24 protein-coding genes are annotated in these 23,302 nt (G+C 43.0%); 20 read left to right on the top strand and 4 right to left on the bottom strand.

Features of this window, described 5'->3' with window-relative positions; all coding sequences use genetic code 11:
* Window positions 1–125 precede the first annotated feature (125 nt).
* On the top strand, window positions 126–878 hold the full coding sequence (locus EV690_RS11155; protein WP_131913076.1) for a FlgO family outer membrane protein: 753 nt from the start codon (window positions 126–128) through the stop codon (window positions 876–878).
* Window positions 879–1,616: 738 nt separating this feature from the next.
* On the opposite strand, the gene flgN is transcribed toward EV690_RS11155, so the two are convergent.
* The 3 genes from flgN to flgA all read right to left on the bottom strand — a co-directional run bounded on the left by flgN (window position 1,617) and on the right by flgA (window position 3,161).
* The gene (gene flgN / locus EV690_RS11150; protein WP_131913075.1) at window positions 1,617–2,036 is read right to left on the bottom strand and encodes a flagellar export chaperone FlgN; all 420 of its coding nucleotides are present in this window, start codon (window positions 2,034–2,036) and stop codon (window positions 1,617–1,619) included.
* Window positions 2,037–2,055: 19 nt separating this feature from the next.
* Window positions 2,056–2,394, bottom strand: coding sequence for a flagellar biosynthesis anti-sigma factor FlgM (gene flgM, locus EV690_RS11145; protein WP_165872735.1), 339 nt, complete (start codon window positions 2,392–2,394; stop codon window positions 2,056–2,058).
* 86 nt (window positions 2,395–2,480) lie between these two features.
* Complete coding sequence (flgA, locus tag EV690_RS11140; protein WP_131913073.1) at window positions 2,481–3,161, bottom strand: flagellar basal body P-ring formation chaperone FlgA; 681 nt, start codon at window positions 3,159–3,161, stop codon at window positions 2,481–2,483.
* A 183-nt stretch (window positions 3,162–3,344) separates the two neighbouring features.
* Between flgA and EV690_RS11135 the strand changes: the two genes are divergently transcribed.
* From EV690_RS11135 to flgL, 12 genes are all read left to right on the top strand, one after another.
* On the top strand, window positions 3,345–4,259 hold the full coding sequence (locus tag EV690_RS11135; protein WP_131913072.1) for a chemotaxis protein CheV: 915 nt from the start codon (window positions 3,345–3,347) through the stop codon (window positions 4,257–4,259).
* Window positions 4,260–4,278: 19 nt separating this feature from the next.
* On the top strand, window positions 4,279–5,100 hold the full coding sequence (locus EV690_RS11130; protein ID WP_131913071.1) for a CheR family methyltransferase: 822 nt from the start codon (window positions 4,279–4,281) through the stop codon (window positions 5,098–5,100).
* A 162-nt stretch (window positions 5,101–5,262) separates the two neighbouring features.
* Entirely contained in the window at window positions 5,263–5,655 is a 393-nt protein-coding gene (gene flgB, locus EV690_RS11125; protein ID WP_131913070.1) for a flagellar basal body rod protein FlgB, read from the top strand.
* A gap of 5 nt (window positions 5,656–5,660) precedes the next feature.
* A complete protein-coding gene (gene flgC, locus EV690_RS11120; protein ID WP_131913069.1) occupies window positions 5,661–6,083 on the top strand; it encodes a flagellar basal body rod protein FlgC in 423 nt (140 codons plus the stop codon).
* A gap of 15 nt (window positions 6,084–6,098) precedes the next feature.
* Window positions 6,099–6,830 (top strand): flagellar hook assembly protein FlgD, encoded by a 732-nt coding sequence (locus tag EV690_RS11115; protein WP_131913068.1) that lies wholly within the window; start codon window positions 6,099–6,101, stop codon window positions 6,828–6,830.
* Between the two features lie 30 nt (window positions 6,831–6,860).
* Window positions 6,861–8,126 (top strand): flagellar hook protein FlgE, encoded by a 1,266-nt coding sequence (gene flgE, locus EV690_RS11110; protein WP_131913067.1) that lies wholly within the window; start codon window positions 6,861–6,863, stop codon window positions 8,124–8,126.
* A 137-nt stretch (window positions 8,127–8,263) separates the two neighbouring features.
* Window positions 8,264–9,013 (top strand): flagellar basal-body rod protein FlgF, encoded by a 750-nt coding sequence (gene flgF / locus EV690_RS11105; RefSeq protein WP_131913066.1) that lies wholly within the window; start codon window positions 8,264–8,266, stop codon window positions 9,011–9,013.
* Between the two features lie 18 nt (window positions 9,014–9,031).
* On the top strand, window positions 9,032–9,820 hold the full coding sequence (gene flgG, locus EV690_RS11100; protein ID WP_131913065.1) for a flagellar basal-body rod protein FlgG: 789 nt from the start codon (window positions 9,032–9,034) through the stop codon (window positions 9,818–9,820).
* 27 nt (window positions 9,821–9,847) lie between these two features.
* Window positions 9,848–10,951, top strand: a complete 1,104-nt coding sequence (locus tag EV690_RS11095; protein WP_131913064.1) for a flagellar basal body P-ring protein FlgI — start codon at window positions 9,848–9,850, stop codon at window positions 10,949–10,951.
* 11 nt (window positions 10,952–10,962) lie between these two features.
* On the top strand, window positions 10,963–11,994 hold the full coding sequence (flgJ, locus tag EV690_RS11090; protein WP_224055004.1) for a flagellar assembly peptidoglycan hydrolase FlgJ: 1,032 nt from the start codon (window positions 10,963–10,965) through the stop codon (window positions 11,992–11,994).
* An 18-nt stretch (window positions 11,995–12,012) separates the two neighbouring features.
* Window positions 12,013–13,971, top strand: a complete 1,959-nt coding sequence (gene flgK / locus EV690_RS11085) for a flagellar hook-associated protein FlgK (RefSeq protein WP_131913063.1) — start codon at window positions 12,013–12,015, stop codon at window positions 13,969–13,971.
* 5 nt (window positions 13,972–13,976) lie between these two features.
* Window positions 13,977–15,188 carry a flagellar hook-associated protein FlgL gene (flgL, locus tag EV690_RS11080; RefSeq protein ID WP_131913062.1) on the top strand — a complete coding sequence of 404 codons (1,212 nt, stop codon included), beginning with the start codon at window positions 13,977–13,979 and terminating at the stop codon, window positions 15,186–15,188.
* 23 nt (window positions 15,189–15,211) lie between these two features.
* On the opposite strand, the gene EV690_RS11075 is transcribed toward flgL, so the two are convergent.
* Entirely contained in the window at window positions 15,212–15,442 is a 231-nt protein-coding gene (locus tag EV690_RS11075) for a hypothetical protein (protein WP_131913061.1), read from the bottom strand.
* A 93-nt stretch (window positions 15,443–15,535) separates the two neighbouring features.
* Between EV690_RS11075 and EV690_RS11070 the strand changes: the two genes are divergently transcribed.
* From EV690_RS11070 to EV690_RS11040, 7 genes are all read left to right on the top strand, one after another.
* The gene (locus EV690_RS11070; protein ID WP_131913060.1) at window positions 15,536–16,366 is read left to right on the top strand and encodes a flagellin N-terminal helical domain-containing protein; all 831 of its coding nucleotides are present in this window, start codon (window positions 15,536–15,538) and stop codon (window positions 16,364–16,366) included.
* Window positions 16,367–16,872: 506 nt separating this feature from the next.
* Window positions 16,873–17,700, top strand: coding sequence for a flagellin N-terminal helical domain-containing protein (locus EV690_RS11065; protein ID WP_131913059.1), 828 nt, complete (start codon window positions 16,873–16,875; stop codon window positions 17,698–17,700).
* A gap of 42 nt (window positions 17,701–17,742) precedes the next feature.
* Window positions 17,743–18,129, top strand: a complete 387-nt coding sequence (locus EV690_RS11060) for a flagellar protein FlaG (protein ID WP_131913058.1) — start codon at window positions 17,743–17,745, stop codon at window positions 18,127–18,129.
* A gap of 22 nt (window positions 18,130–18,151) precedes the next feature.
* Window positions 18,152–19,684: a flagellar filament capping protein FliD gene (fliD, locus tag EV690_RS11055; protein ID WP_131913057.1), complete on the top strand. Its 1,533-nt coding sequence runs from the start codon at window positions 18,152–18,154 to the stop codon at window positions 19,682–19,684.
* A gap of 23 nt (window positions 19,685–19,707) precedes the next feature.
* Window positions 19,708–20,124, top strand: coding sequence for a flagellar export chaperone FliS (gene fliS / locus EV690_RS11050; RefSeq protein WP_131913056.1), 417 nt, complete (start codon window positions 19,708–19,710; stop codon window positions 20,122–20,124).
* A 7-nt stretch (window positions 20,125–20,131) separates the two neighbouring features.
* On the top strand, window positions 20,132–20,437 hold the full coding sequence (locus EV690_RS11045; RefSeq protein WP_131913055.1) for a hypothetical protein: 306 nt from the start codon (window positions 20,132–20,134) through the stop codon (window positions 20,435–20,437).
* Between the two features lie 15 nt (window positions 20,438–20,452).
* Window positions 20,453–23,284, top strand: a complete 2,832-nt coding sequence (locus EV690_RS11040) for a motility associated factor glycosyltransferase family protein (RefSeq protein WP_131913054.1) — start codon at window positions 20,453–20,455, stop codon at window positions 23,282–23,284.
* Window positions 23,285–23,302 lie beyond the last annotated feature (18 nt).

Below are 23,302 nucleotides of genomic sequence, written 5' to 3'. Positions count from 1 at the left end.
AAGTATAAAGTTCATCTGTTGGCTGCCGATAAGCTAAGTATAGAAAAAGCATAAGGTCAAACCCGTTACGACTCAGGTTTGATGAATGGCCAGCATGATGGCAAAGATGAATAAGGAAGCCTGTAATGAAAGCGATTGTAGTCGGTGTTCTGATGTCGATAACTTTAACCGGTTGTGCTCAGTTAGGGTTTGGCCAGAGTGAGCAACCCAGTGCTGAGCCATCGACTCCTAAATCTGCATATAGCTATACAGATGAACAGCCGCCTAAAGAGGAGAAAAAAGGTTTTTGGGCGCGCTTATTTTCTCCATCTTCAGATAAACCCGCTCCTCAGCCTAAGCCATCGGTTATGGAAAAGCCGGTGAACGATAACCCACAAAATCTGACGCTTGAAGATTATGTCGCGGATATGGCTAATCAAATGATGCGTAGTGCTAAGTATGTTAATCCTCATACTCCGATCGGGGTAGCTTCATTTGTCTCACTAGAAGATCTGCGAAAAACCAGCCCATTTGGGATGCAATTGTCTGAAAGTTTTGTGTTTGAAATGCAACAGCATGGTTTGTCGCTGATTGACTATAAAGCGACAGGCTTTATCCGTATTACTCACAATGGTGATTTTGTCTATAGTCGAAACACCAGTGAATTACCTAAAGTCCAGCCTATTGAATATCTATTAATTGGGACCTATAACCGGACTTCACGTGGGTATATTGTGAATGCTCGATTAGTTGGGGCTCGCTCGAAAGTTGTTGTTGCATCAGCGCAACAGTTAATTCCTCTGAGTGTTTACGATAGTGCAATGGATATTGATCCAAACCGTAATAAACCTATGATGAAAGATGGCGTGGTCTTGATTCAGTCGTCTAACAGTAAATAAATACAACCTAGTTATTGATTTGTTAGCCGGTTTTTACCGGCTTTCTTGTCTAATGCTGTTACTTAAATCTTACGTTTTACATCTATATGGTTTCTCTTTTGCTTGACGAACAGAGTACTGAATCAAGCCGATCATTTCCAAGAGTGGATTGGCGCTATGATCTGGAACAGATGATTGGTTTGCACAGATTGCTGTAAAACTAGGGACTGTTGACCTTTGGTGGTTGAATTTTGTTCAAAATGCGTTTAAATGAACCCCAAGGGCAGTATCTGAGAGGAATTTATCCAGCGTTAAACGTTCTTTGTGGAGAATAACTACACGGCACAACGTTTGCCTTGCCTAAATCCCTCTCAGATTTCTGCAAAACGAATCACAAAAGGTCAACAGTCCCTAGTGACTAAAGGTGAAACGCCCCTAGTAGAACGAGGTGCTTATTTAGGATCTTAGTTCTAAGATGATGATGCCGGATGTAGCACTCAATGGCGTCGTATAAGTTGCCCCTAAATACAGCTAGTTGCGTCCATCTTATTTATATTTAATGTTCATAAAATCAATCATCCCAAGAAAAGATAACTGGCATCTAAAAGGGGGGGGATGGGGCAACGTTATGCAACTTGAAAATGCATGGCAACACTCGGGTGAGGGGCAACTCGCCCTGCATGATAGTGCTTTTATTGACTATGAACATTGATGGGTGTAGCGAAAAAAATTCATCAATCAGGAAATAACAAAACGGAACTAGGCTTTAAAACTTTTGCCGTGACGACTGGCTGTATGTTGGCGACCTGCTTTGTCGTAGGTCATTGAGGTTTGTTGCATAAGATGATTCATTTGATGGGCAAGCTTTTCAACTTCTTCACTGCTGGCTTTAATAATTCGGCCATTAATGGTGTTGGCCTGCTGGCAGACAGACAACATTTTGGTGAGCTGCTTACGTTTGGCTATAAGCTGTGGCTCTGATGTTAAAAGCTGACGTTTGGGATGAGCTTCAATAAGGTGATCGTTTTCATTGAGTTGTTCCAACAAAATATTCTTTTGCTGAGCAATGGCATTGATTCCATCAATATTGCGCTCAGCTAAAACCTGCTGTTCTTCTTGCAGCGCTTGCATCAGTTTCTCAAGAAGCTGTTGTTGCTGAGTTAAAAGCGATTCTAACATTGACACAATAGCCTAATGACTAACGATAAAGCGTGTTCATTTGGTCTTCCATTGACCCCATTTTTTTTGCGACTCGTGGCGCGTCGACTTGATAGCTGCCATCGGCAATGGCTTGTTTGAGCGCAGCGATTTTTTTACTGCGTTCGGCATCACCCGCCGCATCACTTTGTCTGAGGCCATTTTCAATCTGATTTAATTGACGAGCTTTATCAGTCAACACGACAGAATCCTGAGGGGCAGTCGCTTTTGTTTGACTCGAATCGCTATTATTACTCTGTACCTGACGGTTATCAGAACTGCGATTATTCTCAACAGAATTGCTGCGACTACCGCTTATGTTATTGATATTCATAGCCATATAAGGCATCCCATGATTATTCGTTTAACTTAATGCATTAAAGTTACAGATTCTATCGGCCCTGTGATAGAAAACTTTAATACGTTTTACATGCGAACTGTCACTTTCCCAACAGAGTTAATAATAGCATTAATCGTTCTTTGCGATTGGTTATTGCGTACTCTAATCGTATCACCTACCAATCCGTCCGCCAATGCTGTTCCTGAAGTACTAATATATAATCCGCGCCCTTGGGCGACAATTTTTACTGAGTCTCCTCGACATACTATGCAAATATCATACCTAGTTAGTGGTTGGTTCCGATTGACCCTGCGCTTTAATTTTGCTCCCAGTAACTCGTTGATGTGGCTATAATGTGTACCAAAGATGCGATTTTGGCTTAAATAGCTTATTTTTAAATCAGATTGTTCGATGGTGTCGCCTGCATCTGCAGTTGTTTTCATTGTAACAATTGGAATTAATGTCGTGACTTTGACAGGGATATAGAGTCGAAAATTATGGTCTTCATCACAGGTAACCCGAACCGTATTGTGTTTACTTATCTGTGGATCGGTTAAAAAGTAGTGGAAGTTTTTACAGCTTTTAAAGTTGGTTCGTGGATCAATATTCGCCGCTTCTACTTTAACTCGCTGGTCGGCTTTGATCACAACTTTGTTTTTGACATAGGCAACAGCCTGAGCTTGCAGTTTACTTGCAATGTCAGGGGTCGCCGATGTGTTATAACTGATAAATAATAACGCAATTGAGCATAAAATCTGTTTAATCATTTTAATTTTCAGTCGATATATAAATATAACGGAGAATGTTTAAGCTTTTTACTATGCTTTAGTAGACATCAACTTTTAAGCAGCGGCATAACCGTCAATTTTATGACAATTTAGCGTTCACTTTGACTTTGTGACAATCTATACGCAAAAGTTGTGCCTTTTGCTCAAGGAGAGATATTCAGCATGGCGGGAATCCTAGATTCAGTAAACCAACGTACGCAATTAGTTGGTCAGAACCGATTAGAGTTATTAATGTTTCGCCTGGTGGGAAAACAGCGATACGGAATTAACGTATTCAAGGTTAAAGAGGTGTTGCAATGTCCTCCACTAACAGCCTTACCCAAACTTAATTCGGTAGTTCGAGGGGTTGCCCACATTCGTGGTCAAACTATTTCTATTATTGATTTAAGCCGCGCGACGAAAGGACCTGCAATCACTGATTTAAGCAAAGCGTTTGTCATCATTGCTGAGTATAACCGCTCTGTTCAGGGGTTTTTAGTGGGCTCTGTTGAACGAATCATCAACATGAACTGGGAAAACATTATGCCGCCCCCAAAAGGTGTAGGCAAATTGAATTACCTGACAGCGGTGACGGAAGTTGAAAATGAGCTGGTGTCTATTCTGGATGTAGAAAAAATTCTGGATGAGATTTCTCCGTTCCCAACAGAGGTCAGTAGCAGTATTGTTGATGAGGCACCTGAGTCTATCCATGATAAAAAAATATTGGTTGCTGATGACTCTTCCGTAGCTCGAAATCAGGTTAAACGTGCAGTAACCTCTTTAGGAATTGAGGTTGACCTTTGTAAAGATGGTAAAGAAGCTCTTGATCTGTTAAAAGCTAAGGCAAAAGAAGGTCCAATCAACGATCTTTATTCACTGGTCATTTCAGATATCGAAATGCCCGAGATGGATGGTTATACACTGACGGCTGCTATCCGCTCTGATCCAGCTCTACGAGATCTGAAGGTGATATTGCATACGTCCTTAAGTGGCGTTTTCAACCAAGCAATGGTGGATAAGGTCGGAGCGAATGCGTTTATTGCAAAATTCAATCCGGACGAGTTGGCTTCTGCTGTACGTAATTCAATTGAAAATTAACAATGCAGGTATTTAACGCGTGAAAGAGCTTTCAGACGAGCTATACTCCCAATTTAGCAGCTTTTTGGAGCAGCAGTGTGGCATCGTCCTTGGAAATAACAAACAGTATTTAGTTAAAAGTCGCCTATCTCCTCTGGTGCAAAAATTTGGCTCAGGGAATTTAAGTGCACTAATTACTCAGGCGATGAGTTTGCGTGAGCGAGGCATTCGGGCTGAAGTCGTTGATGCGATGACCACCAATGAGACGTTGTGGTTTCGTGATAGCTACCCGTTTCAATTGCTCGGTGATCGATTGCTACCGGAAATGGCACAGAGTAAAAGAGGCGCAAAGATCTGGTCTGCCGCTTGCTCATCTGGGCAAGAGCCTTATTCAATCGCTATGATCGTTCAGGAATTTCTGCGTCGTCGACCTGGTGCTTTGAGTAATGTCCAGATTATAGGGACTGATATTTCCCCCTCTATGCTCGAACATTGTAAAAAAGGTGAATATGACGCGCTTGCTTTAGCGCGTGGTTTATCTCCTGAGCGAAAACGACAGTTTTTTGAAGATGTCGGGCATGGTCATTTCCGAGTGAATGAAGCGGTTCGTAAATATGTTAGCTTTCGGCCACTGAACTTACTGGATAGCTATTCGCTTTTAGGTAAATTTGACATTATTTTCTGTCGGAATGTGTTGATCTATTTTTCTGCAGATCTTAAGTCTAAGATTCTAAATCAGTTTGCTGGGGCGCTTAACCCCAATGGATATTTAATTCTGGGAGCGTCCGAATCCCTGACCGGGCTAACGGATCGTTTCGAAATGATCCGCTGTAATCCGGGGATTATCTACCGATTAAAATAGTCCTCTTTGTGAGGATAAAAAATGACCAGAAAGGCGGCAAAGCGGTAAGTTTTGCCGCTTTGGTTATTTCTGCTTGCCGCTTTTTTCATCTTTTATCTATCGTCAAAATTTTGTAATGGCATATTAGTTGCAGTTTCCTGTTGTCATCTCTGGAGGAAACTTATGAGTATTACTTTTGATAAAGCTTTTGGCATTCACCAGTACACACTGGGTGTTCGCGAGCGTCGTGCTGAATTATTAGCCAGTAATATTGCTAACGCCGATACCCCGAATTACAAGGCTCGGGACCTCGATTTTAAAAAAGCGTTAGCTGAAGCAACAAGTGGGCATGATTTTCGCTTATTAAGAACAAACGAAAGGCATATTGCCGGATCGGCGGACTTTGACCCAAGTATTGGATACCGGGTTCCTGACCAACCAGATACCGGTGATGGCAATACGGTTGATATGCAGACTGAAAAGACACTGTATATGGAAAACGGGATGCGTTACGAGGCCAGTTTGAATTTCTTAAATAGCAAAATCAACGGCCTTAAGAAAGCAATTACAGGATAATCATTATGGGTTTATTTAATGTATTTGACGTATCTGGTTCCGGTTTAAAAGCACAGTCTGTCCGTCTGAATACGACCGCAAGTAACCTAGCAAACGCCGATAGTGTTTCTTCGAATTTTCAAGATACTTATCGGGCTCGGAAGCCTGTTTTTGCAGCAGCATTAGATCAAGCTATAAATGGTGAACCATCCGATGCAGTTAAGGTAGAAGTAAAAGGGATTGTTGAAAGTGATGCGCCACTGCGTCGTGAATACAATCCGAACCATCCACTGGCAGATAAAGATGGTTATATTTATAAGCCTAATGTCAATGTGATGGAAGAGATGGCCGATATGATTAGCGCCTCTCGCTCCTACCAAACGAATGTCCAGGTTGCTGATGCCGCTAAACAGATGCTGAATTCGACGTTAAATTTAGGTAAGGGTTAGTCGGAGATTGGGTAAATGGCACAGATTAAAGGATTAGATAGCAATATCTATTGGCCGGATAAGACAAAGCAGCAACAGCCGATCAAGCAAGATGCCAAGGTTAATAAACCAGAAACTGGCCCGGTCGCTGCTCCATCGGACAATAAGAAACTTGATCAGAAAGATTTCTTTTCGCTGCTGACTCAACAGCTGGCTTATCAGGATCCGTCTAAGCCAGTGGATAATGCCCATATGATTTCACAGATGTCATCGTTTCAGACGTCTGATGGGATTGCTCAGTTGACCAAAGAATTCAAGGGGTTGAATAATTTAATGACCTCATCGAAAGCTTTGCAGGCATCCACCTTAGTTGGCCGTTCTGTGCTGGTCCCTCTTGATCATGGGATGAATGAAGGTAAAGGGTTCTCTGGTGTCGCAGTGGCTGGCAAAGGGGCAAAAAATGTCCATGTCAGTATTAAGGATGCAGCCGGCGAAGTCATTAAAACCATGAATTTGGGTGATGGCCACGGCAACATGAAATTTAACTGGGATGGCAAAGATAAAACAGGTAAAGCCGCTCCAGAAGGTAAATATAAAATTGAAGTGACTGGTAAACAAGGCGCGAAGAATGTTCAGTTAGCTGCGGCAACGTTTGGTCACGTAAGCAGTGTCAGTCTTTCCCATAAAGGGGCTGAAGGTATCAAGTTAAATCTAGCTGGTTTAGGTGGATTTAATATGAAGGACGTGCTTGAAGTTGGTGAAGGCTAGTACGTTGAAAGTAATATAGGAGATTGAGAGATGGCATTTGGTATCGCCTTAAGCGGCATTAACGCTTCACAAAAGGATTTGGATACAACATCCAACAATATTGCGAACGTTGATACAACGGGCTTTAAAGAGTCTCGTGCAGAGTTTGCGGATGTGTATGCCAATTCACTGTTTTCCAATGCTAAGACAGCAAATGGTAACGGTGCAAAAACGACTCAGGTTGCCCAGCAATTTCATCAGGGATCACTGAAATTTACCCAAAACTCGCTTGATTTGGCGATTACAGGGGAAGGTTTCTTTGTCACTTCTGAGAAAAAAGACGGGTTGACCCATTCTTATACTCGTGCTGGTGCATTTAAACTGAATCCAAATAACTATATTGTGACTTCTGAAGGAAACTTCTTGCAGGGTTACAAAGTGAATTCTGATGGTACACCTTCAGCGGTGAGTATGGCTGCAACCAAACCGATTCAGCTCAGTAGTGAAGTTGGTTCGCCAACAATGACTTCTGATATTGATATGTCGTTTAACTTGCCAAATAGTGCGGCTACTAAAGATCCGACATTATTTAATCCTGATGATAGCTCGACCTATAACTCATCCACTTCAGCGACGATCTATGACTCTCTTGGTGGATCGCATGTTGCGCAGTCTTATTTTGTAAAAGTTGCAGGGCAGCCAAATACTTGGCAGCAACGTATTTACGTCGATGGGAAAGCGCTTGGGCAACCGCAAACACTGCGTTTTGATAACACCGGTTCCTTAGTTCAACCATCACCTGCTGAGTTTACGACTCCTGCATTAAGTACCCTTGGCGGAGTTTGGGATGCAACCAATGGCTCTGTCGATCCAACCCAAACATTGAATTTTAAAATTGGTGGCTCAACTCAGTTCTCTTCACCTTTTGAGGTAAACAACTTAAAACAAAACGGCTCGACAGTCGGTAAATTGACTGGTATTGACATTGGTGCCGATGGTTTGGTGAAAGCATCATACAGCAATGGTGTAACACGCTTTGTTTCGAAAGTTGCGTTGGCGAAATTTAATAACCCACAGGGGTTAAGTCAAAAAGGCGATACATCATGGCTGCAAACCCAGGCCTCTGGTGAAGCGATTGCCGGTGAACCAGACCGTGGTACTTTTGGTAAAGTTAACTCTTCTGCGCTGGAGCAGTCCAACGTGAATTTGACCAATCAGTTAGTGAATCTGATTTCAGCGCAACGTAACTTCCAAGCTAACTCCCGTGCTCTTGAGGTAGACAGTTCGTTGCAACAAACTATTATTCAAATCCGCTAATTTCCTGTGCTTATGCCCGCTTTGGCGGGCTTTTTTCTTTTTCTTAAACCTGATTTATCCCGTCTTTTTCTTTACAAAGCTTGGCACCGTTTTTGCAATATATCTGTCAGTCATCCATTTGACGCAGGAATACAGCAGTGGATAAGTACCTCTATATATCAATGACTGGTGCATCTCAAGGGCTTAATGCGCTGGCGGTACACGGTAACAACTTAGCGAATGCCAACACAACTGGGTTTAAAAGTGATTTTGAACAGGCTCGTGCTATGCAAGCTTATGGTGATGGCTTTCCCAGTAGGGTGTTTGCTATGCGTGAAAACCCGGGACAAAATTTTACCCCTGGCGCTCTGAAAACAACCGGGCGAGATCTTGATATAGCCGTTGCCGGACAAGGGTGGATCTCGATTCAAGATGCGAATGGTAAAGAAGCTCTAACTCGTGATGGTAATTTGACGGTGTCAGCTGCTGGGGTTTTACAAACCGCTACCGGACATCCTGTTTTAGGGAACAATAATCAGCCCATTATTGTGCCTCTGCCAGTGGAAAAAATTAATATTAATAAAGATGGAACGATTGAGGTGAGGCCTCAAGGTGCACCACCGGATGGAATGGAAGAGATTAATCGAATTAAACTTGCCAACCCATCGATTAAAGAGTTGCGTAAAGGCAATGATGGCCTGTTCCGTCTGGCCAATAATCAGCCGATTACTGCAGATGCCAATGTTGAAGTCATTAAAGGGGCATTGGAATCCAGTAATGTCAATCCAATCGCGGAGATGACCCAACTGATTAATTTACAGCATAACTATGATATGCAGGTCAAGATGATGCGAACAGCTGAAGATGATGATCGCTCTGTGACTCGCTTACTTAATTTACGTGGTTAATACTGGAGGTTATTTTTTATGAACCCAGCATTATGGATTAGTAAAACCGGGCTTGATGCTCAACAGACTAATGTTTCGGTCATCTCTAACAACTTGGCTAACGCTAGCACCGTTGGGTACAAAAAAGGCCGGGGAGTATTTGAAGATTTGCTCTATCAAACGGTGAATCAGCCAGGTGGCCGTTCGTCACAAAATACTTTAACCCCGACGGGCTTGATGCTGGGTGCTGGTTCGAAAGTGGTTGCGACCCAAAAAGACTTTTCACAAGGGAACGTGAAAACCACCAATAACTCGTTTGATATGATGATTAATGGGAAAGGTTTTTTCGAAGTTCAGATGCCCGATGGAACCATGGCATATACTCGTAATGGACAGTTCTCGTTGAATCAGGATGGGACACTGGTGACGCCTGGTTCTGGTTATCCGATTCAACCTGAAATTCAGATCCCAGCAAATGCTCAGAGTATGACGGTTTCTGAAGATGGCCAGGTGAGTGTGGTCTTACCTGGGCAGCAACAACCACAGGTGGTTGGGCAGATCGCGTTGGCTGACTTTGTGAACCCCTCTGGTTTAGAGCCAAAAGGACAAAACCTTTATGTTGCGACGGCCTCCAGTGGTGATGCCCAAGAAGGGGTCGCGACGGAAAATGGGTTAGGCTCGATTCAGCAAGGGGCACTTGAAACGTCAAATGTGAATGTGACAGCTGAGCTTGTGGACCTCATTGAAGCGCAGCGTGTGTATGAGATGAACTCAAAAGTGATTTCAAGTGTCGATCAGATGCTTAATTATGCAACGCAACAGCTTTAGTCGTTGATGGGTACAGGAATTATGGCCATGAGAAACAAATGGTTTGTCACTTTATTAGCTCTGGCTAGTTGGTTGTTAACAGCTCAAGCACAGGCCACGCGAATTAAAGATGTCGCAGATGTCGCTGGGGTTCGTAACAACCAATTGATCGGTTATGGCCTGGTGGTCGGCTTACCAGGTACTGGTGAATCCGGGAATGCTTTTGCTGACCAGTCATTTGAAACGATGCTGAGAAATTTTGGGATTAAAGTTCCGCCCAATACCAGTTTGAAAATTAAAAATACCGCTGCCGTTGCTGTGCAGGCAATATTGCCGCCTTTTTCAAAGCCGGGACAAACGATTGATGTGACGGTTTCAGCGATTGGTCAGGCTAAAAGTTTACGCGGTGGTAGCCTATTACAGACCTTTTTAAAAGGTGCCAACGGGAAAGTATATGCTCTGGCGCAGGGGAGTCTGATTGTTGGTGGCTTTGGCGCTGAAGGGGCCGATGGCTCGAAAATTATTGCAAATACTCCGACGGTTGGCCGTATTCCTAATGGTGCAATTGTTGAGCAATCAATTAAGTCTCCTTTTGATCAGGGCGATTTCATCACCTTCAATTTAAAGCAACCTGATTTCACTTCGGCTAAACGCCTAGCTGATGCGATCAATAAAATGGTGGGGCCTCGCACAGCTGAACCCATTGATGCGACATCCGTTAAAGTTTATGCACCACGTGATCCATCTCAGCGGGTGAACTATCTATCTACCCTTGAGAATATTCAGTTTCAGCCAGCGCAAGAGTCGGCAAAGATTATTGTTAATTCAAGAACCGGGACAATTGTCATTGGCAAAGACGTCAAATTGTTGCCGGCGGCGATTACCTCAGGTGGGTTAACGGTTAAAATATCTGAAAATCCTCAAGTTTCTCAGCCCAATGCGCTGGCAGGCGGAAAAACTGTTACGACGCCAAATTCTAATATTCAAGTTGATAAAGGCGATGGGCGGATGTTCAAGTTCCAGTCGGGAGCCTCTTTGGATGACTTAGTTCAGGCTGTAAACCGAGTGGGTGTCGCTCCAGGTGATCTGGTTTCAATTCTGGAAGCACTGAAACAGGCCGGTGCTATTCAGGGCGATTTGATCGTCATATAAGGATTACATGTATGGACTTGAAGAACCCTATGTTGATGCAAAACGCAATGGCACAGCAGCAGAGTTATAATAACTTAAATCAGCTTGATGAGTTACGCCGGGAAGCCAAAAAGAATCCGCATAAAGCCTTAGAGGCAGTAGCTCATCAGTTTGAAGCGTTATTTATGCAAAAGCTACTTGAAGAGATGCGTAAATCTAACAGCCAGTTCTCAAGTAAAGACTCCATTAATAACAATCGCTACGTGAAGAACTATCAGCAGATGTACGACAAGCAGCTTTCTTTGGATCTATCTAAAAATGGCTCTCTAGGGTTAGCTGATCTGATTGTTCAGCAGCTCGATCCTGAGAGTGCCAATCTCACGCCAGCTAGCCAGCTTCGTTCTGGGGGGGATAGAACCTCGTCTATCTCCATGGGACACGCGCATGCTCTCGATCAAATGGCTACTAAAAAGCAAACTGGCAAGAAAGTTGCTCATAATCCTGTAATGCAGTTTCAGCCTCGACGAATTTATACGCAGAGCGCGGCAGTACCAGCAGAAACACCAAAACCAGCGGCAATAAAACGGCAGCAATTTGCCTCTGAAGATGATTTTGTGAAAACGCTGTTGCCTATAGCGCAAAAATTTGCTGCTCCGGCGGGAATTTCACCGCTGGCAGTCGTTGCTCAAGCGGCGCTGGAGACAGGGTGGGGCAAACGGGTAATGGCACATGGCGATGGCCAGAGCAGTCATAATTTATTTGGTATTAAAGCGGGTAAAAGTTGGCAAGGACCAAAATTGCGAGTGCAGACGCTCGAATATGAACAAGGACTTGCAAAACCGAAACAGGAAAATTTTAGAGCTTATTCGTCGTATGCGGACAGTGTTAAAGATTATATAGCACTGATGAAAAAGCCTCGTTATCAGCAGGCTCTGGAACATGGGGAAAATCCCGCCCAGTTCGCTGAACAGCTACAACGTTCGGGTTATGCCACAGACCCTCAATATGCGGCCAAGATACAAAAGGTACTTGATAGCGAGGTGTTATCACAGTATCAGAATTGATAATGGAGAAGACCAGTTATGCCGGATTTATTAAATATTGGTGGTTCAGGGGTTTTAGCCCACCAAAGATTATTGGTGACAACTGGTAATAACATCTCCAATGTTAATACCCCTGGATATTCGATGCAGCGCACTGAGTATCAGCCAGAAATTACCGGCGGTGTCGGGCGCGGTCATACCAATCGAGTTATTAACCAGTTCGCCCAGCAGTCTGTATGGCGTACGACCTCTGATTATGATGAAAAAAAATCATATCTTGATCGCATCTCGGAAATAGACAAAGTAGTTAGTGATGATTCACTATCACTTAACCCTAATTTAGATAAAACCTTCGCTAATATCCATGCGATGAATGATACACCGCTTTCGACATCAACACGGGCACTGACGCTAAATGGCTTTAACGGATTACTCCGTCGTTTCCGTCTACTTGATAATCAGTTCGCGAATCAGCAGCGCCATTTTAATGGCGAATTGAAAGAAAAAGTAGATACAGCAAATAAGTTGATCAGTAGCTTGCAGGATATGAATGTGCAGATTATGAGCCATCATAATTCGCCAGAGCAAGGGACGATGGCCACGCTTAAAGATAAGCGTGACAAAGCGATTCATGAGCTGTCAAAAATTATCAAGATTCATACAATTGATCAGACTAATGGCGCCAAATTAGTATTTATGAAAAATGGTCATGCCTTAGTGACTGAAAAAAATCATGCCACTCTTGATCTCCGACCCGGCAATCCTGATCCCACTCAGCAAGAGGTATACCTGGATTGGAACACTACCGAAGCGAAGATGAATCCGGGGCAACTTGGCGGGGCTATCGATGGTTTATTGGTGTATCGCGATAGTGTGATGAATCCTAGCCGCAATCGATTGGGACAGATTGCCCTAACGCTAACTGATGCATTTAACCGACAAAATCACTTAGGCATGGATATGGAAGGCCACCTAGGGGGGGATATTTTTTCTTTACCTAAATTTCAGGGGTTAGCGTTTAAGAAAAATCAGGGGGACGGTAAAGTTACGGCTGAGGTCATTCCAGGCAAGAGTAACCAGTTGACCCGTTATAATTATCTGGTGAAATTTGATGGCGGTAGCAGTTTTACCGTGCAGCGACTGGACGGTAATAAGGTCGTTGGAGAGGCTGTGAAAGGGACAACTTCGAATGATTTTGAAATTGATGGCTTGCGTTTGAATGTCTCATCAGGTGGTTATGCTAGCGGGGATAAATTTTTACTGCGCCCTGCTCATGAGGCGGCCCGCAAAGTCCAATTGACAATGACTCAGCCGGAGAAACTCGCTGTGGCAGCTCCGGTTCGTGTCGATGAAGATATTCATAACATTAGTGATGCCAAAATTACCTTATCTAGTGTCACTAATACAGGGGCGGGTTCCGGATTTGAGGCGCCTGGAAAATTGAATATCCATTCTCCTCAGCGTATTGAGGTCAATAAAGACAATGGCTATGACATTTACGATGAAGATGGTCATAAACTGGCGACCGTTCCAGTCACGGATGATGGACGGAATATTTTAGCGCAGGCGAAATTAAACCCTGGTTATGATGTCTCCATTAGTGGTCAGGCCAAGCCTGGCGATGTATTTACGATTCGCTATAACACAGAGGGTTATTCAGATAACTTTAATGGTCTGAAACTGGCAGATTTGCAGCAAAAAGCCACTGTGCGTAAAGGGCTTGCAAATGATCAGGAGAGTGATCAGATGACGTTCAATGATGCTTATACCTCTATGGTAACTTTTATTGGCGGGCATACCTCTGAAGCGCGTTTAGATACAGCCGCTGCGAAGTCATTAAAAACCCAAAGTGAGAATTGGGCAAAATCAATTTCTGGGGTAAACATGGATGAAGAAGCTTCAAACATGGTGCGTTTTCAGCAGGCCTATGCCGCATCGGCGCAGGTTATTGGTGTGGCGCAAAAGACATTTGATTCCATTCTTAATGCTCTGAGGTAGTCATCATGCGTGTTGCAACAATGAACCTTTATAATACTTCGATGAATGGGATTTTACAGTCTCAGCAGCAAGTTGAAAAAGCCAATAATCAGTTAGTGACGCACAAGAAATTGTTACAAGCGGGGGATGGACCTGCAGATATGTCGGAAAAAATGGCAATTGATACCGACATTAATCAGAATGCTCAATATAAAAATAATGGGGTTTCTTTGGAAAACACCTTAAGTTTTCAGGAGAATATCCTTAACAGTATGCATGATTCAGCATTGCGTGCTCGGGTGTTGGGGGTTCAGTCAGGTGATGGCCTTAACGGAATGAATGAACGTCGTTCAATGGCAAAAGAACTTGAGCAAATCCGTGCGCAGATGGCCGACTTGGTGAATACTCGGGATGCGAATGGGGATTATGTTTTTGCTGGCTTCCAGTCACAGATCCAACCCTATGTTTTTGACGGCCAACGTTATCATTATGTGGGTGATAACGGTAACACTCGACTCAAAATTGGCGCATCAGTTTATGTGCAAAGCAATACGACTGGTAAAGATGCGTTTGAGAATGTTTCCCTACGTCGGCGGGTTAAAAGTAACTCCAGTGGCATTGATGCTTATGTAAATGAGCAGAAAACCTATGATACTTTCTATAAAAATAATTACTCTGATGTAACGCCGCAAGCCAATACTTTTACAGTGTCCACAGCGGCTGGTAGCGGTGGCAATCCGAATAGCTACACCATCACTAATAGTGATGGTAAAGAGTTGGCATCGGGAACGTATGAAGTGGGTAAGCCATTTTTATTTAAAGGGCTAAAAATTAAGCTGACTTCGACTCCTGGGACAACAGAGTCATTTACACTGCAAAAACCAGAAAAAGACAATATATTGAATATTCTGGGACGCTTTATCGATGTTTTAAGAGATCCTAACGTCAAAGGGCAACCTTATGATCAGGCTCAGGAAGATTTTTTAGTTGGTATTGATCATGCGACTGAGAAATTAAACCTGACAATGGGTTCAATTGGTGCTCGCGAGAATGGTTTGGATTCTTTAGGAAACGCCCAGTCAGCAATTAATATCATCAACAAAAAATCTAGAGCCTCACTGGGAGAAGTCGATTTTTCTAAAGCTGTGACGTCACTATCTAAGGCTGAATTGGCGCTCAATACCTCTTATGCGGCCTACAGCAAAATTAGTAAAATGACACTGTTTAATTATATTTAGCATGTATGATTTAGAAAAAAGGGCTATTTAGCCCTTTTTTCATTTAAAGGATTTATTTTCCAATTCTGTTTCTCTATTTTTTTATTTCTCCCCCACCCATAACCGCCACTATTTTTAAATTTATCTAAATAATGTGCAAATTTCCTTAATGTTTCTACTTGCTGGCCGATAGCTAATATGTCCCCGAGATATAAAGGGTTTGCTGGATTGTTCGGCTTCTTAAACAGGCAAAAAAGTCCTAAAGGAATCGACATCTCAGCCGTTAAATAAGGTAAGTCGGCAGGATATAAGTCGACAACATAAAAAGCCGATAAAAGCGGATCAGATTGTAGATAGGAGATATAATTATGGCACTTTATGTCAATACGAACATATCGTCGTTAAACGCACAGCGTCAGTTAAGTAAAGCCAGTAGTGCGTTGAATACATCATTTCAGCGTTTAGCTTCTGGCTCTCGTATTAACTCTGCAAAAGATGATGCAGCAGGTTTGCAGATTTCAAATCGAATGACTGCTCAAATCCAGGGGTTAAATCGGGCATCATTAAACGCTCAGGACGGGATTTCAATCTCTCAGACTGCTGAGGGAGCAATGGACGAGTTAACCAGTTCGTTGCAGCGTATCCGTTCGCTAGCGATTCAAGCGCAAGATGGTGTGAATAACTCAGATGACCGTAATGCATTGCAATCAGAAGTTTCTCAGTTAAAGACTGAAATGAGTCGGGTTGCACAAACTACCCAGTTCGGTGGTGTTAATATCCTAAATGGGACTTTTTCTGCTAAGTTCTTAGTTGGGGCAAACGCTGGTGCACAACAGAATATCAGCGTGAACATTGAAAACCCAGGGGGTTGGGGAACGAGTGGTTTGAATTTAGGTAGTCTAAGTGTGAATAGTGTTCCACAAGCTTCGGCTGCGGTTGCAACAGTTGATAACGCGATTAAAAAGGTGGACTCTCAGCGTGCTAAACTTGGTGCGGTTCAGAACCGATTCCAGTCAACCATTCGAAATTTAACTAATATTTCGTCGAATGTGACAGAAGCTCGTTCTCGAATCAAAGATACCGACTATGCGAAAGAGACCGCTAATTTAACTAAAAACCGGATTATTCAGAAAACTGCCACAACCATTTTGGCTCAGGCAAATCAACGCCCTCAGGCTGCACTGTCTCTGTTGGGCTAATAAAAAAGGACGGTGGGGTTCAGTCCACCGTCCCAGGAGGTTCGCGCATATAACACTCTTAGGAGGCTCAATTCCTAGAATTATATTTAGCGCTTATAATTTCGCTCTCAATCTCCTATCACATGAGCGATTTAGCCAGGTTTTCCAAACCTGGCTTTTTTTGCAGCGGTTCAGACTGCATCGAATATAAAGCATCAATTATGCCAAGTTTTTGTTTCCATTTTGACACTGCCTGTGTCGATGCTGGCTGAGAGTGCTTTAATCTATTTTATTGCCACTTTTGTTACGCTTGCGCTGGACGGCAAATTAATTCCTCTTTCTGATAAAAAAGATCTAAAGTTTGCCGTAGCATTGCCGTTACTTTTAGCGAAGAGAAAAGTTTCTTCAGTAATAGGAAGGTTGTCTGGCATGAAGAGGTTCACTTCTGTCGGGGTTCAACAACCTTGCTGATTTTAGGCCACTCTATCCGGTTCAGATAGAGAGGTTAATCTTAGGAGGCTCAAATTATGGCATTAGTAGTTAATACTAACGTGTCATCTCTAGACGCACAGCGTTACTTGTCTCGTTCTAGCTCTCAGCTGGATACAGCATACCAACGCTTAAGCTCAGGGAAGCGAATCAACTCGGCAAAAGATGATGCTGCAGGTCTGCAGATCTCTAACCGAATGACATCTCAAATCCAAGGTCTGAACCGTTCAGTTAAGAATGGTCAAGATGGTATCTCTGTTGCACAAACAGCAGAAGGCGCCATGGATGAGTTAACCACCATGATGCAGCGTATGCGTACTCTTGCCGTACAATCGCAAGATGGTGTGAACAACTCGGATGACCGCAACGCATTGCAGGCTGAAGTATCTTCACTGAAAACTGAAATGAGTCGTGTATCTCAGACGACCCAGTTCGGTGGTGTAAATCTGCTTGATGGGACTTTCTCAGCGAAATTCCTAGTTGGTGCCAATGCGGGGGCAAACCAAAACATTAGTGTGAACATTAGTCGTGCTAGTGGTTGGGGAGCCGCAGGTCTTGGGTTGTCTGGCTTGTCTGTTCAGTCGGTTGGTCAGTCTAGTGCTGCTATCGGGAGTCTGGATACAGCAATTAAGGCAGTGGATAGCCAACGAGCCAAATTGGGTGCAATTCAGAACCGATTTGACTCGACTATCCGCAACTTGACAAACGTGTCTGAAAACGTGACATCTGCTCGTTCTCGAATTCGGGATACTGACTTTGCAAAAGAAACCGCAAAATTGACTGAATCAAAAATTTTGCAGCAAACCAGTACTTCGATTTTGGCACAGGCAAATCAGCGTCCACAAGCTGCGTTAGCTCTGATCTAATCTGCTGATTAGAAAAGGCAGTTTTTGACGGGAGGCTGAAAGATGTCAAATGATATTAGTTCAGTCGTGACGGGTGATCGGTCATCAGTGGCTTATCAACACTCTTCAGAGCCTGTGCAAGGGGGGCGCCAAAGTAGATCGGCGCGGAACTTGCAGGGCTCTCCAGACCCGAATCCTGCGACCATGTCATCAGAGGATATAGTTAATGTAGTTGATGAAGTTAACCAGATCCTCAAGGTGCAATCAACGGCAGTAAGGTTTAAAGTGGATAAACAGGATGGGGAATTGGTAACATCCATTTACAATACCGATACCCATGAAGTCATCCGAGAGATCCCTTCTCAGGAGCTTCGTGAAATATCCACTAGGCTAAAAGAGTATCAGGATGCCACTGATCAGGCTGGGTTACTTGTTGATAAGATAGTTTAGTGTAAGAGGGCGGCGGATTATTATGGCAGGAGTAGGTGCAGGACTGACAGCAGCAGGTGTAGGCAGTGGACTCGATCTTGAGTCGCTCATGAATGCTTCTATTAATGCTGAACGCCAACCTCAAGAACAGCGTATCAGAAAGCGCAAGGACACGCTGAACGTTACGCTTTCCGCAGTGGGAAGCGTAAAATCAGCATTGAGTAATTTTCGCAAGGCAGTTGATAAAGCGACAAATCCTCAAGAATTTTTGCCTCGTCAGGCATTAGTGGACGGGCAAAAAGTCTCTGGTGCTACCGCAAATTCGGCCAATTCAAAATCATCAGATAAAGATAAAAAATCTTCACAGGCTGCCAGTTCATTGGATGATTTGGCGCAGCCTTATAAAGTTTCTCTGTCGCGAAGAGCTGTGAATGGGACCTATCAGGTTGATGTGTTACAGCTAGCGCAAGGTTCGCGATTAACTTCTACGAATGTTTATAAATCTGGGACTGAACAAATCTATAAAGCCAGTACCAGTCCCGATAAAACTCCGGCTCCACCTGCTCAGTTGGTCTTTAAAGTTGGACAGGGCAGTAAAGAAAAATCGTTTCATATTGATGTGAAACCCGGAATGACCATTGAGCAGCTTCGTAAGGCGATCAACGAAAACACGAAAAATTTTGGCGTAACAGCCAACTTGATCAACTCAGAAAATGGCACTCATTTTGTTTTAGATAGCTCCGTTTCAGGATTAGATAACGATGATAATCCTGATAATGGTAATCCTAATGATTTAGTGGTGACGACGACTAGCGCGAAGTTAGCTAATTTTGTTTCCAATTTTCAGACAACCAAAACTGCCTCCGGTGCCAAAGTACGGATTAATGGTTTAGATGCAACCAGCGATACGAACCAGTTTAAAAATGTTATCTCTGGCGTAAGTCTGACGGTGCATGAGAAAACCAGTAAATCGAGTCAGCTAACCATTGAACCCGATATCGATGCGGCGGTTAAGAATGTCCATAATTTTGTCGATACTTATAATAAAGTTCTGACTCAGATTGATAAATATAGTAAACCCCAGCAGGTGCATAAAGGTTCTGATAACTCACATCACAAACCACTGAGTGGGGATGCAATGCTTCGTACTATGCGTTATGCGATGGGTAAGATTGTGAGTAGTGGTGTGAGAGACCCGGAGCAACCCGGTCGAGTTCATACCCTCTATGGTATGGGGGTAAAAATGGATCGGGAAGGGAAATTATCAGTAGACGATACCAAATTAAAAGAGCAGTTAAATGGTGACTTAAATCAGGTTGGCCGATTTTTTGCATCAGATGATGGTATTGCGACTCGTTTTGCCAAGTTTGTCAAAAGTTATGAGGAAACTGGCGGAATTTTAGATCATCGGCAGCAGTCTGTTCAGTCCCGGTTGAAAGGGGTTAGTGAAGATCAAACGGCGTTGGATGATCGCATGGCGCAATATGAAAAAACGTTGCGTGATAAATACACTGCATTTGATAAATCAATGGCTGGGCTCAAAGAGCAAATGAATTATGTTCAGAGTCACCTATAAAGTAAAAGTTGAGAGATGTCGTTATGTATAAAAAAGGGATTCATCAATATCGTCAGGTGGGAATTCGTGATCAGATTGCGACAGCTGATCCACATAAAATAACTCAACTTCTGATGCAATCTGCGTTGGAGAATTTAGCGATAGCCAAAGGATGTATCGAACGTAAAGATTTGGCAAATAAAGCGAAACCCATCGCTAAAGCGACTGCAATTATATCGTCGCTTCGCAGTACGCTCGATCATGAAGCTGGTGGTGAGATTTCCCGGAATCTGGATGATCTGTATAGCTTTATGTTAGAACATTTATCTGAAGCATCCGTGACTAATGATCCACAGCAGATAGCTGATGTCATCGAAATCTTGCTGCCAATTAAATCAGCGTGGGATAACATTCCTGAATCGGCAAAACAAGAAGCGTATAATCAGCGTAACGCTGTCTAGTATCGTTATGGATGATGAACACTTAGCCCAGTTGGAAATACGTTCTGAGCAATTATTGTCGCAGTTAGTGGCCATACTCAAATTGCCCGATAGTGATATTGGGCAAGTTCATTTTTTACTGAGTGAACATCAAAATATACTTGAGCAATTGACACTTAATGCGGGGCCTAACTCGCCAATCCTTCAGCGTCGTTTAGCATCTATGCAGCAGCTCACGGAGCAAATCTCTGATAGTAAAGACGAAATTAAGCAACAATTGTCAGTGCTCAGTCAGGCTAAACGCCTTGCCAAAACTTATAATCCGCAACGTTAAAACGATACAACTATTATGCTCAATGTGATTGATTGTCAGCTTTGTTTAGATGAACAGACTCAGCAAACAAACGAAGCACAACTGGCACCGCGATTACTCAGTCGCCAAAAGCGAAATCTTGAAGCTTGGGCGCAGTTTGATAAAACACTCGCTGAACGTCTCAATACTCATCAGCTCGTGGCTTTTTCCCCGTTTGTTAATCGGCAAAAACAGCTTAGTGTTTTAGATATTCATCGTGGTCGTTCTCTATATCCTCTTGATCCGAAGCTTGAAAGTGCCAAGCAAGTGGCAGATTTTTGCCGTGCGGCATTGAAAGTGAATAAGCAGGAAAATTATGCCCCTATTGTTGCTAGTCAAGAAAATGGCGTTGGCCTTTTAGATATATTTCCAGGTATTGAGCAGCGTTATCAGTCACTACACCAGAGCGACACTGAACAGTTAGTCATTCTTGGATGTGGGTTGGGATATCATCTGCTTGAGTTAGCTAGCAGTGCGCCATGGCAGTCTATTTTATTGGTAGAGCCGGTGGTTGATCTTTTAAAAGTGTCTTTGTTAAGTGCACCATGGGAGGAGTTTTTTGATTATTGCGTTGCACACAATATTTCAGTCACGATTCAATCCGGCTTGGAAGGCAATGAAAATTTACAGCCAATCGAGAGTTGGCTAGAACGTTCCGCAGGACAAAGTTTTCATCTGTTTCGGCATTATCAGTATCCGCTTTTTGCGAAGATAGAGTTAGATTTAGCGCTTGGTCATCTTTGTTGGCACAACTTGACTACACTGGCTAGTTTGCAACTTGAGCAGGAGCGAGTCTGTGAATTTGGCTTTTCAATCAATCACTATTTTGCTCACGCTAGTGAAATTAAGAACAATCTTCTGACACAAAATTTAAGCGCATTTGAGCAGTATTTACCAGAGATCAGTGCTTCATTTCGCGGTTATCAAGCCAAACGTTGGTGGTTGTTCCAGAATCAGAGCCAGCAATGGAATTTGCTAGATATTGAGTTAGGGGTAACACTTTATCTTGAAGATGCTAAAAGTGAAAGTTTGGCCTATTTAGAACACTATGCGCGTCGGCCAAAATTGGATGTCTTGGATGCACGTAAAGGAACACGCAAAAATAGCCCTTATATTCATTATGAATTCTCAGATCAGCTCAAAGAGCTCGTTCAGTCGCTACCTACGGAGCAGTTTCATAAACTTCCGCAAAAATTGCCATCTTTTATCATGTACGGTTTGGGAATCGGCCATGCTTTTGAAAAGTTAGCGTTAGAGCATGAAGTCGATAACCTGATTGTTTATGAACCCAATAGTGATTACTTTTATGCCAGTTTATTGCTGATTGATTGGCAACCGATATTGACTCGCCTAGATAAACTCGGGGCAAACTTATACCTTAATGTCGGGGATAATGGTGAGAATATGGTTGACGATATCTTAAATCGTCTTAATTACAGTGGCATTCATATTCTCTCGTATACCTTTTTTTATGTCAGTTATTTCCAGAGCCAGTTTGACCAGCATATTCGTCATACTCGAGAACATTTTAAGGTGCTGCTCAATATTAGCGAATATTATGATCATGCCTTTTACAACTGGACACATACTCGCCAATCACTGTTAAACAATGAGCCCTATTTGTTAAAGCAACGTTCTAAGACTCTGAATCAGCAATTAGAGGAGTTTCCGGTCTTTATCGTCGGGAATGGTCCATCATTGGATAACTGCATCGACACGCTTAGAGAATATCAGGACCGGGCGATTATTATCTCGTGTGGAACTAGTCTGAAAGCTTTATATAAATATGGAATTCGACCTGATTTTCATGCTGAGGTAGAACAGACTCGCTCAACCTATCACTGGATTCGGCAAGTGCGGGATAATCAATGGCTGGCTCAGATTGACTTGTTAACTGTCAATGGCGTTCATCCTGATGTTTCATCATTGTTTCGTCAGACGCTTTTGTGTTTTAAACGAGGGGAAGCAGCAACATTAGCGCATTTGCTTGCCAATCCTGATGCAGATAAATATCAAGATATTTTATATTCGTATCCAACTGTTTCCAATTGTGCGATTGCCTATGCGCTAGCGCTTGGATTTAAACAGTTGTATCTGTTCGGAGTCGATTTGGGCTTTAAAGATCCACGTTACCATCACAGCCAACAGTCGGCGTATTTTAAAGAGCAAGATGGCTCAGAAATTTATGATTATGCCCAGCATGGTGTTGGCCTGCGCGTAGCTGGTAATTTTGATGAGTTTGTTTTTACCAAATATGAATTTCGCTATTCAGCAGAAATTATTGAAAAGACACTCGCTCTTTATTCGAATGTCGATTGCTATAACACCAGTGATGGTGCGTATATCAATGGCACCATCGCATTACATCCCGAACAAGTATTAATTTTAAACTCTTCGATCGATAAATTAGCTTTTCGTCAGCTTTTGCTCGATGAGGCTTATGATACGCAATCAACTCACTTAGCTAAAGTGTTAGATGACTGGTTTAATGATAATGGTTTTGTTGCTTATATTGAGCAGATGCAAAAAATCCTAGAGCAAGATTGCCATAGTTGGCAGGATATTTTGGAGCAACAGATGCAACAGATGGGGGTTTTAGGTCAGGCTGCCGCGAATAGCCATTCACTGTTTTTTGTACTGATGCGAGGCTCGGTTAATTTTTGCCTGACTTATCTGACGCGGCTGGCTTTTTCATGCGAGGATGAAACTATTTGCCTTGAACGTTATGAGCAGGGTAAAGCTATCTGGCAAAACTACCTAACTGCTATTAGTGAACATTTTCAAAACAGCTTAGGCGAGTTTGACCAGACTCCAGGATTAGATTTTTGAGTGACTGATCATACAAGG

The organism is Celerinatantimonas diazotrophica, from assembly GCF_004339545.1.
GTDB lineage: Bacteria > Pseudomonadota > Gammaproteobacteria > Enterobacterales > Celerinatantimonadaceae > Celerinatantimonas > Celerinatantimonas diazotrophica.
Note: the sequence above shows the minus strand (reverse complement) of the source record. Positions and strands in the feature narration are given on the sequence as shown.

What these genes read in the sequence shown, in the direction of transcription:
- flgG (WP_131913065.1), top strand. Translation starts at nt 9,032, where the DNA reads ATGAACCCAGCATTATGGATTAGTAAAACCGGGCTTGATGCTCAACAG.
- fliS (WP_131913056.1), top strand. Translation starts at nt 19,708, where the DNA reads ATGTATAAAAAAGGGATTCATCAATATCGTCAGGTGGGAATTCGTGAT.
- flgJ (WP_224055004.1), top strand. Translation starts at nt 10,963, where the DNA reads ATGGACTTGAAGAACCCTATGTTGATGCAAAACGCAATGGCACAGCAG.
- EV690_RS11155 (WP_131913076.1), top strand. Translation starts at nt 126, where the DNA reads ATGAAAGCGATTGTAGTCGGTGTTCTGATGTCGATAACTTTAACCGGT.
- flgE (WP_131913067.1), top strand. Translation starts at nt 6,861, where the DNA reads ATGGCATTTGGTATCGCCTTAAGCGGCATTAACGCTTCACAAAAGGAT.
- flgK (WP_131913063.1), top strand. Translation starts at nt 12,013, where the DNA reads ATGCCGGATTTATTAAATATTGGTGGTTCAGGGGTTTTAGCCCACCAA.
- fliD (WP_131913057.1), top strand. Translation starts at nt 18,152, where the DNA reads ATGGCAGGAGTAGGTGCAGGACTGACAGCAGCAGGTGTAGGCAGTGGA.
- EV690_RS11070 (WP_131913060.1), top strand. Translation starts at nt 15,536, where the DNA reads ATGGCACTTTATGTCAATACGAACATATCGTCGTTAAACGCACAGCGT.
- flgM (WP_165872735.1), bottom strand. Translation starts at nt 2,394, where the DNA reads ATGGCTATGAATATCAATAACATAAGCGGTAGTCGCAGCAATTCTGTT.
- flgA (WP_131913073.1), bottom strand. Translation starts at nt 3,161, where the DNA reads ATGATTAAACAGATTTTATGCTCAATTGCGTTATTATTTATCAGTTAT.
- flgB (WP_131913070.1), top strand. Translation starts at nt 5,263, where the DNA reads ATGAGTATTACTTTTGATAAAGCTTTTGGCATTCACCAGTACACACTG.
- flgC (WP_131913069.1), top strand. Translation starts at nt 5,661, where the DNA reads ATGGGTTTATTTAATGTATTTGACGTATCTGGTTCCGGTTTAAAAGCA.
- EV690_RS11075 (WP_131913061.1), bottom strand. Translation starts at nt 15,442, where the DNA reads ATGTCGATTCCTTTAGGACTTTTTTGCCTGTTTAAGAAGCCGAACAAT.
- EV690_RS11045 (WP_131913055.1), top strand. Translation starts at nt 20,132, where the DNA reads ATGGATGATGAACACTTAGCCCAGTTGGAAATACGTTCTGAGCAATTA.
- EV690_RS11065 (WP_131913059.1), top strand. Translation starts at nt 16,873, where the DNA reads ATGGCATTAGTAGTTAATACTAACGTGTCATCTCTAGACGCACAGCGT.
- flgL (WP_131913062.1), top strand. Translation starts at nt 13,977, where the DNA reads ATGCGTGTTGCAACAATGAACCTTTATAATACTTCGATGAATGGGATT.
- EV690_RS11135 (WP_131913072.1), top strand. Translation starts at nt 3,345, where the DNA reads ATGGCGGGAATCCTAGATTCAGTAAACCAACGTACGCAATTAGTTGGT.
- EV690_RS11060 (WP_131913058.1), top strand. Translation starts at nt 17,743, where the DNA reads ATGTCAAATGATATTAGTTCAGTCGTGACGGGTGATCGGTCATCAGTG.
- EV690_RS11040 (WP_131913054.1), top strand. Translation starts at nt 20,453, where the DNA reads ATGCTCAATGTGATTGATTGTCAGCTTTGTTTAGATGAACAGACTCAG.
- EV690_RS11115 (WP_131913068.1), top strand. Translation starts at nt 6,099, where the DNA reads ATGGCACAGATTAAAGGATTAGATAGCAATATCTATTGGCCGGATAAG.
- flgN (WP_131913075.1), bottom strand. Translation starts at nt 2,036, where the DNA reads ATGTTAGAATCGCTTTTAACTCAGCAACAACAGCTTCTTGAGAAACTG.
- EV690_RS11095 (WP_131913064.1), top strand. Translation starts at nt 9,848, where the DNA reads ATGAGAAACAAATGGTTTGTCACTTTATTAGCTCTGGCTAGTTGGTTG.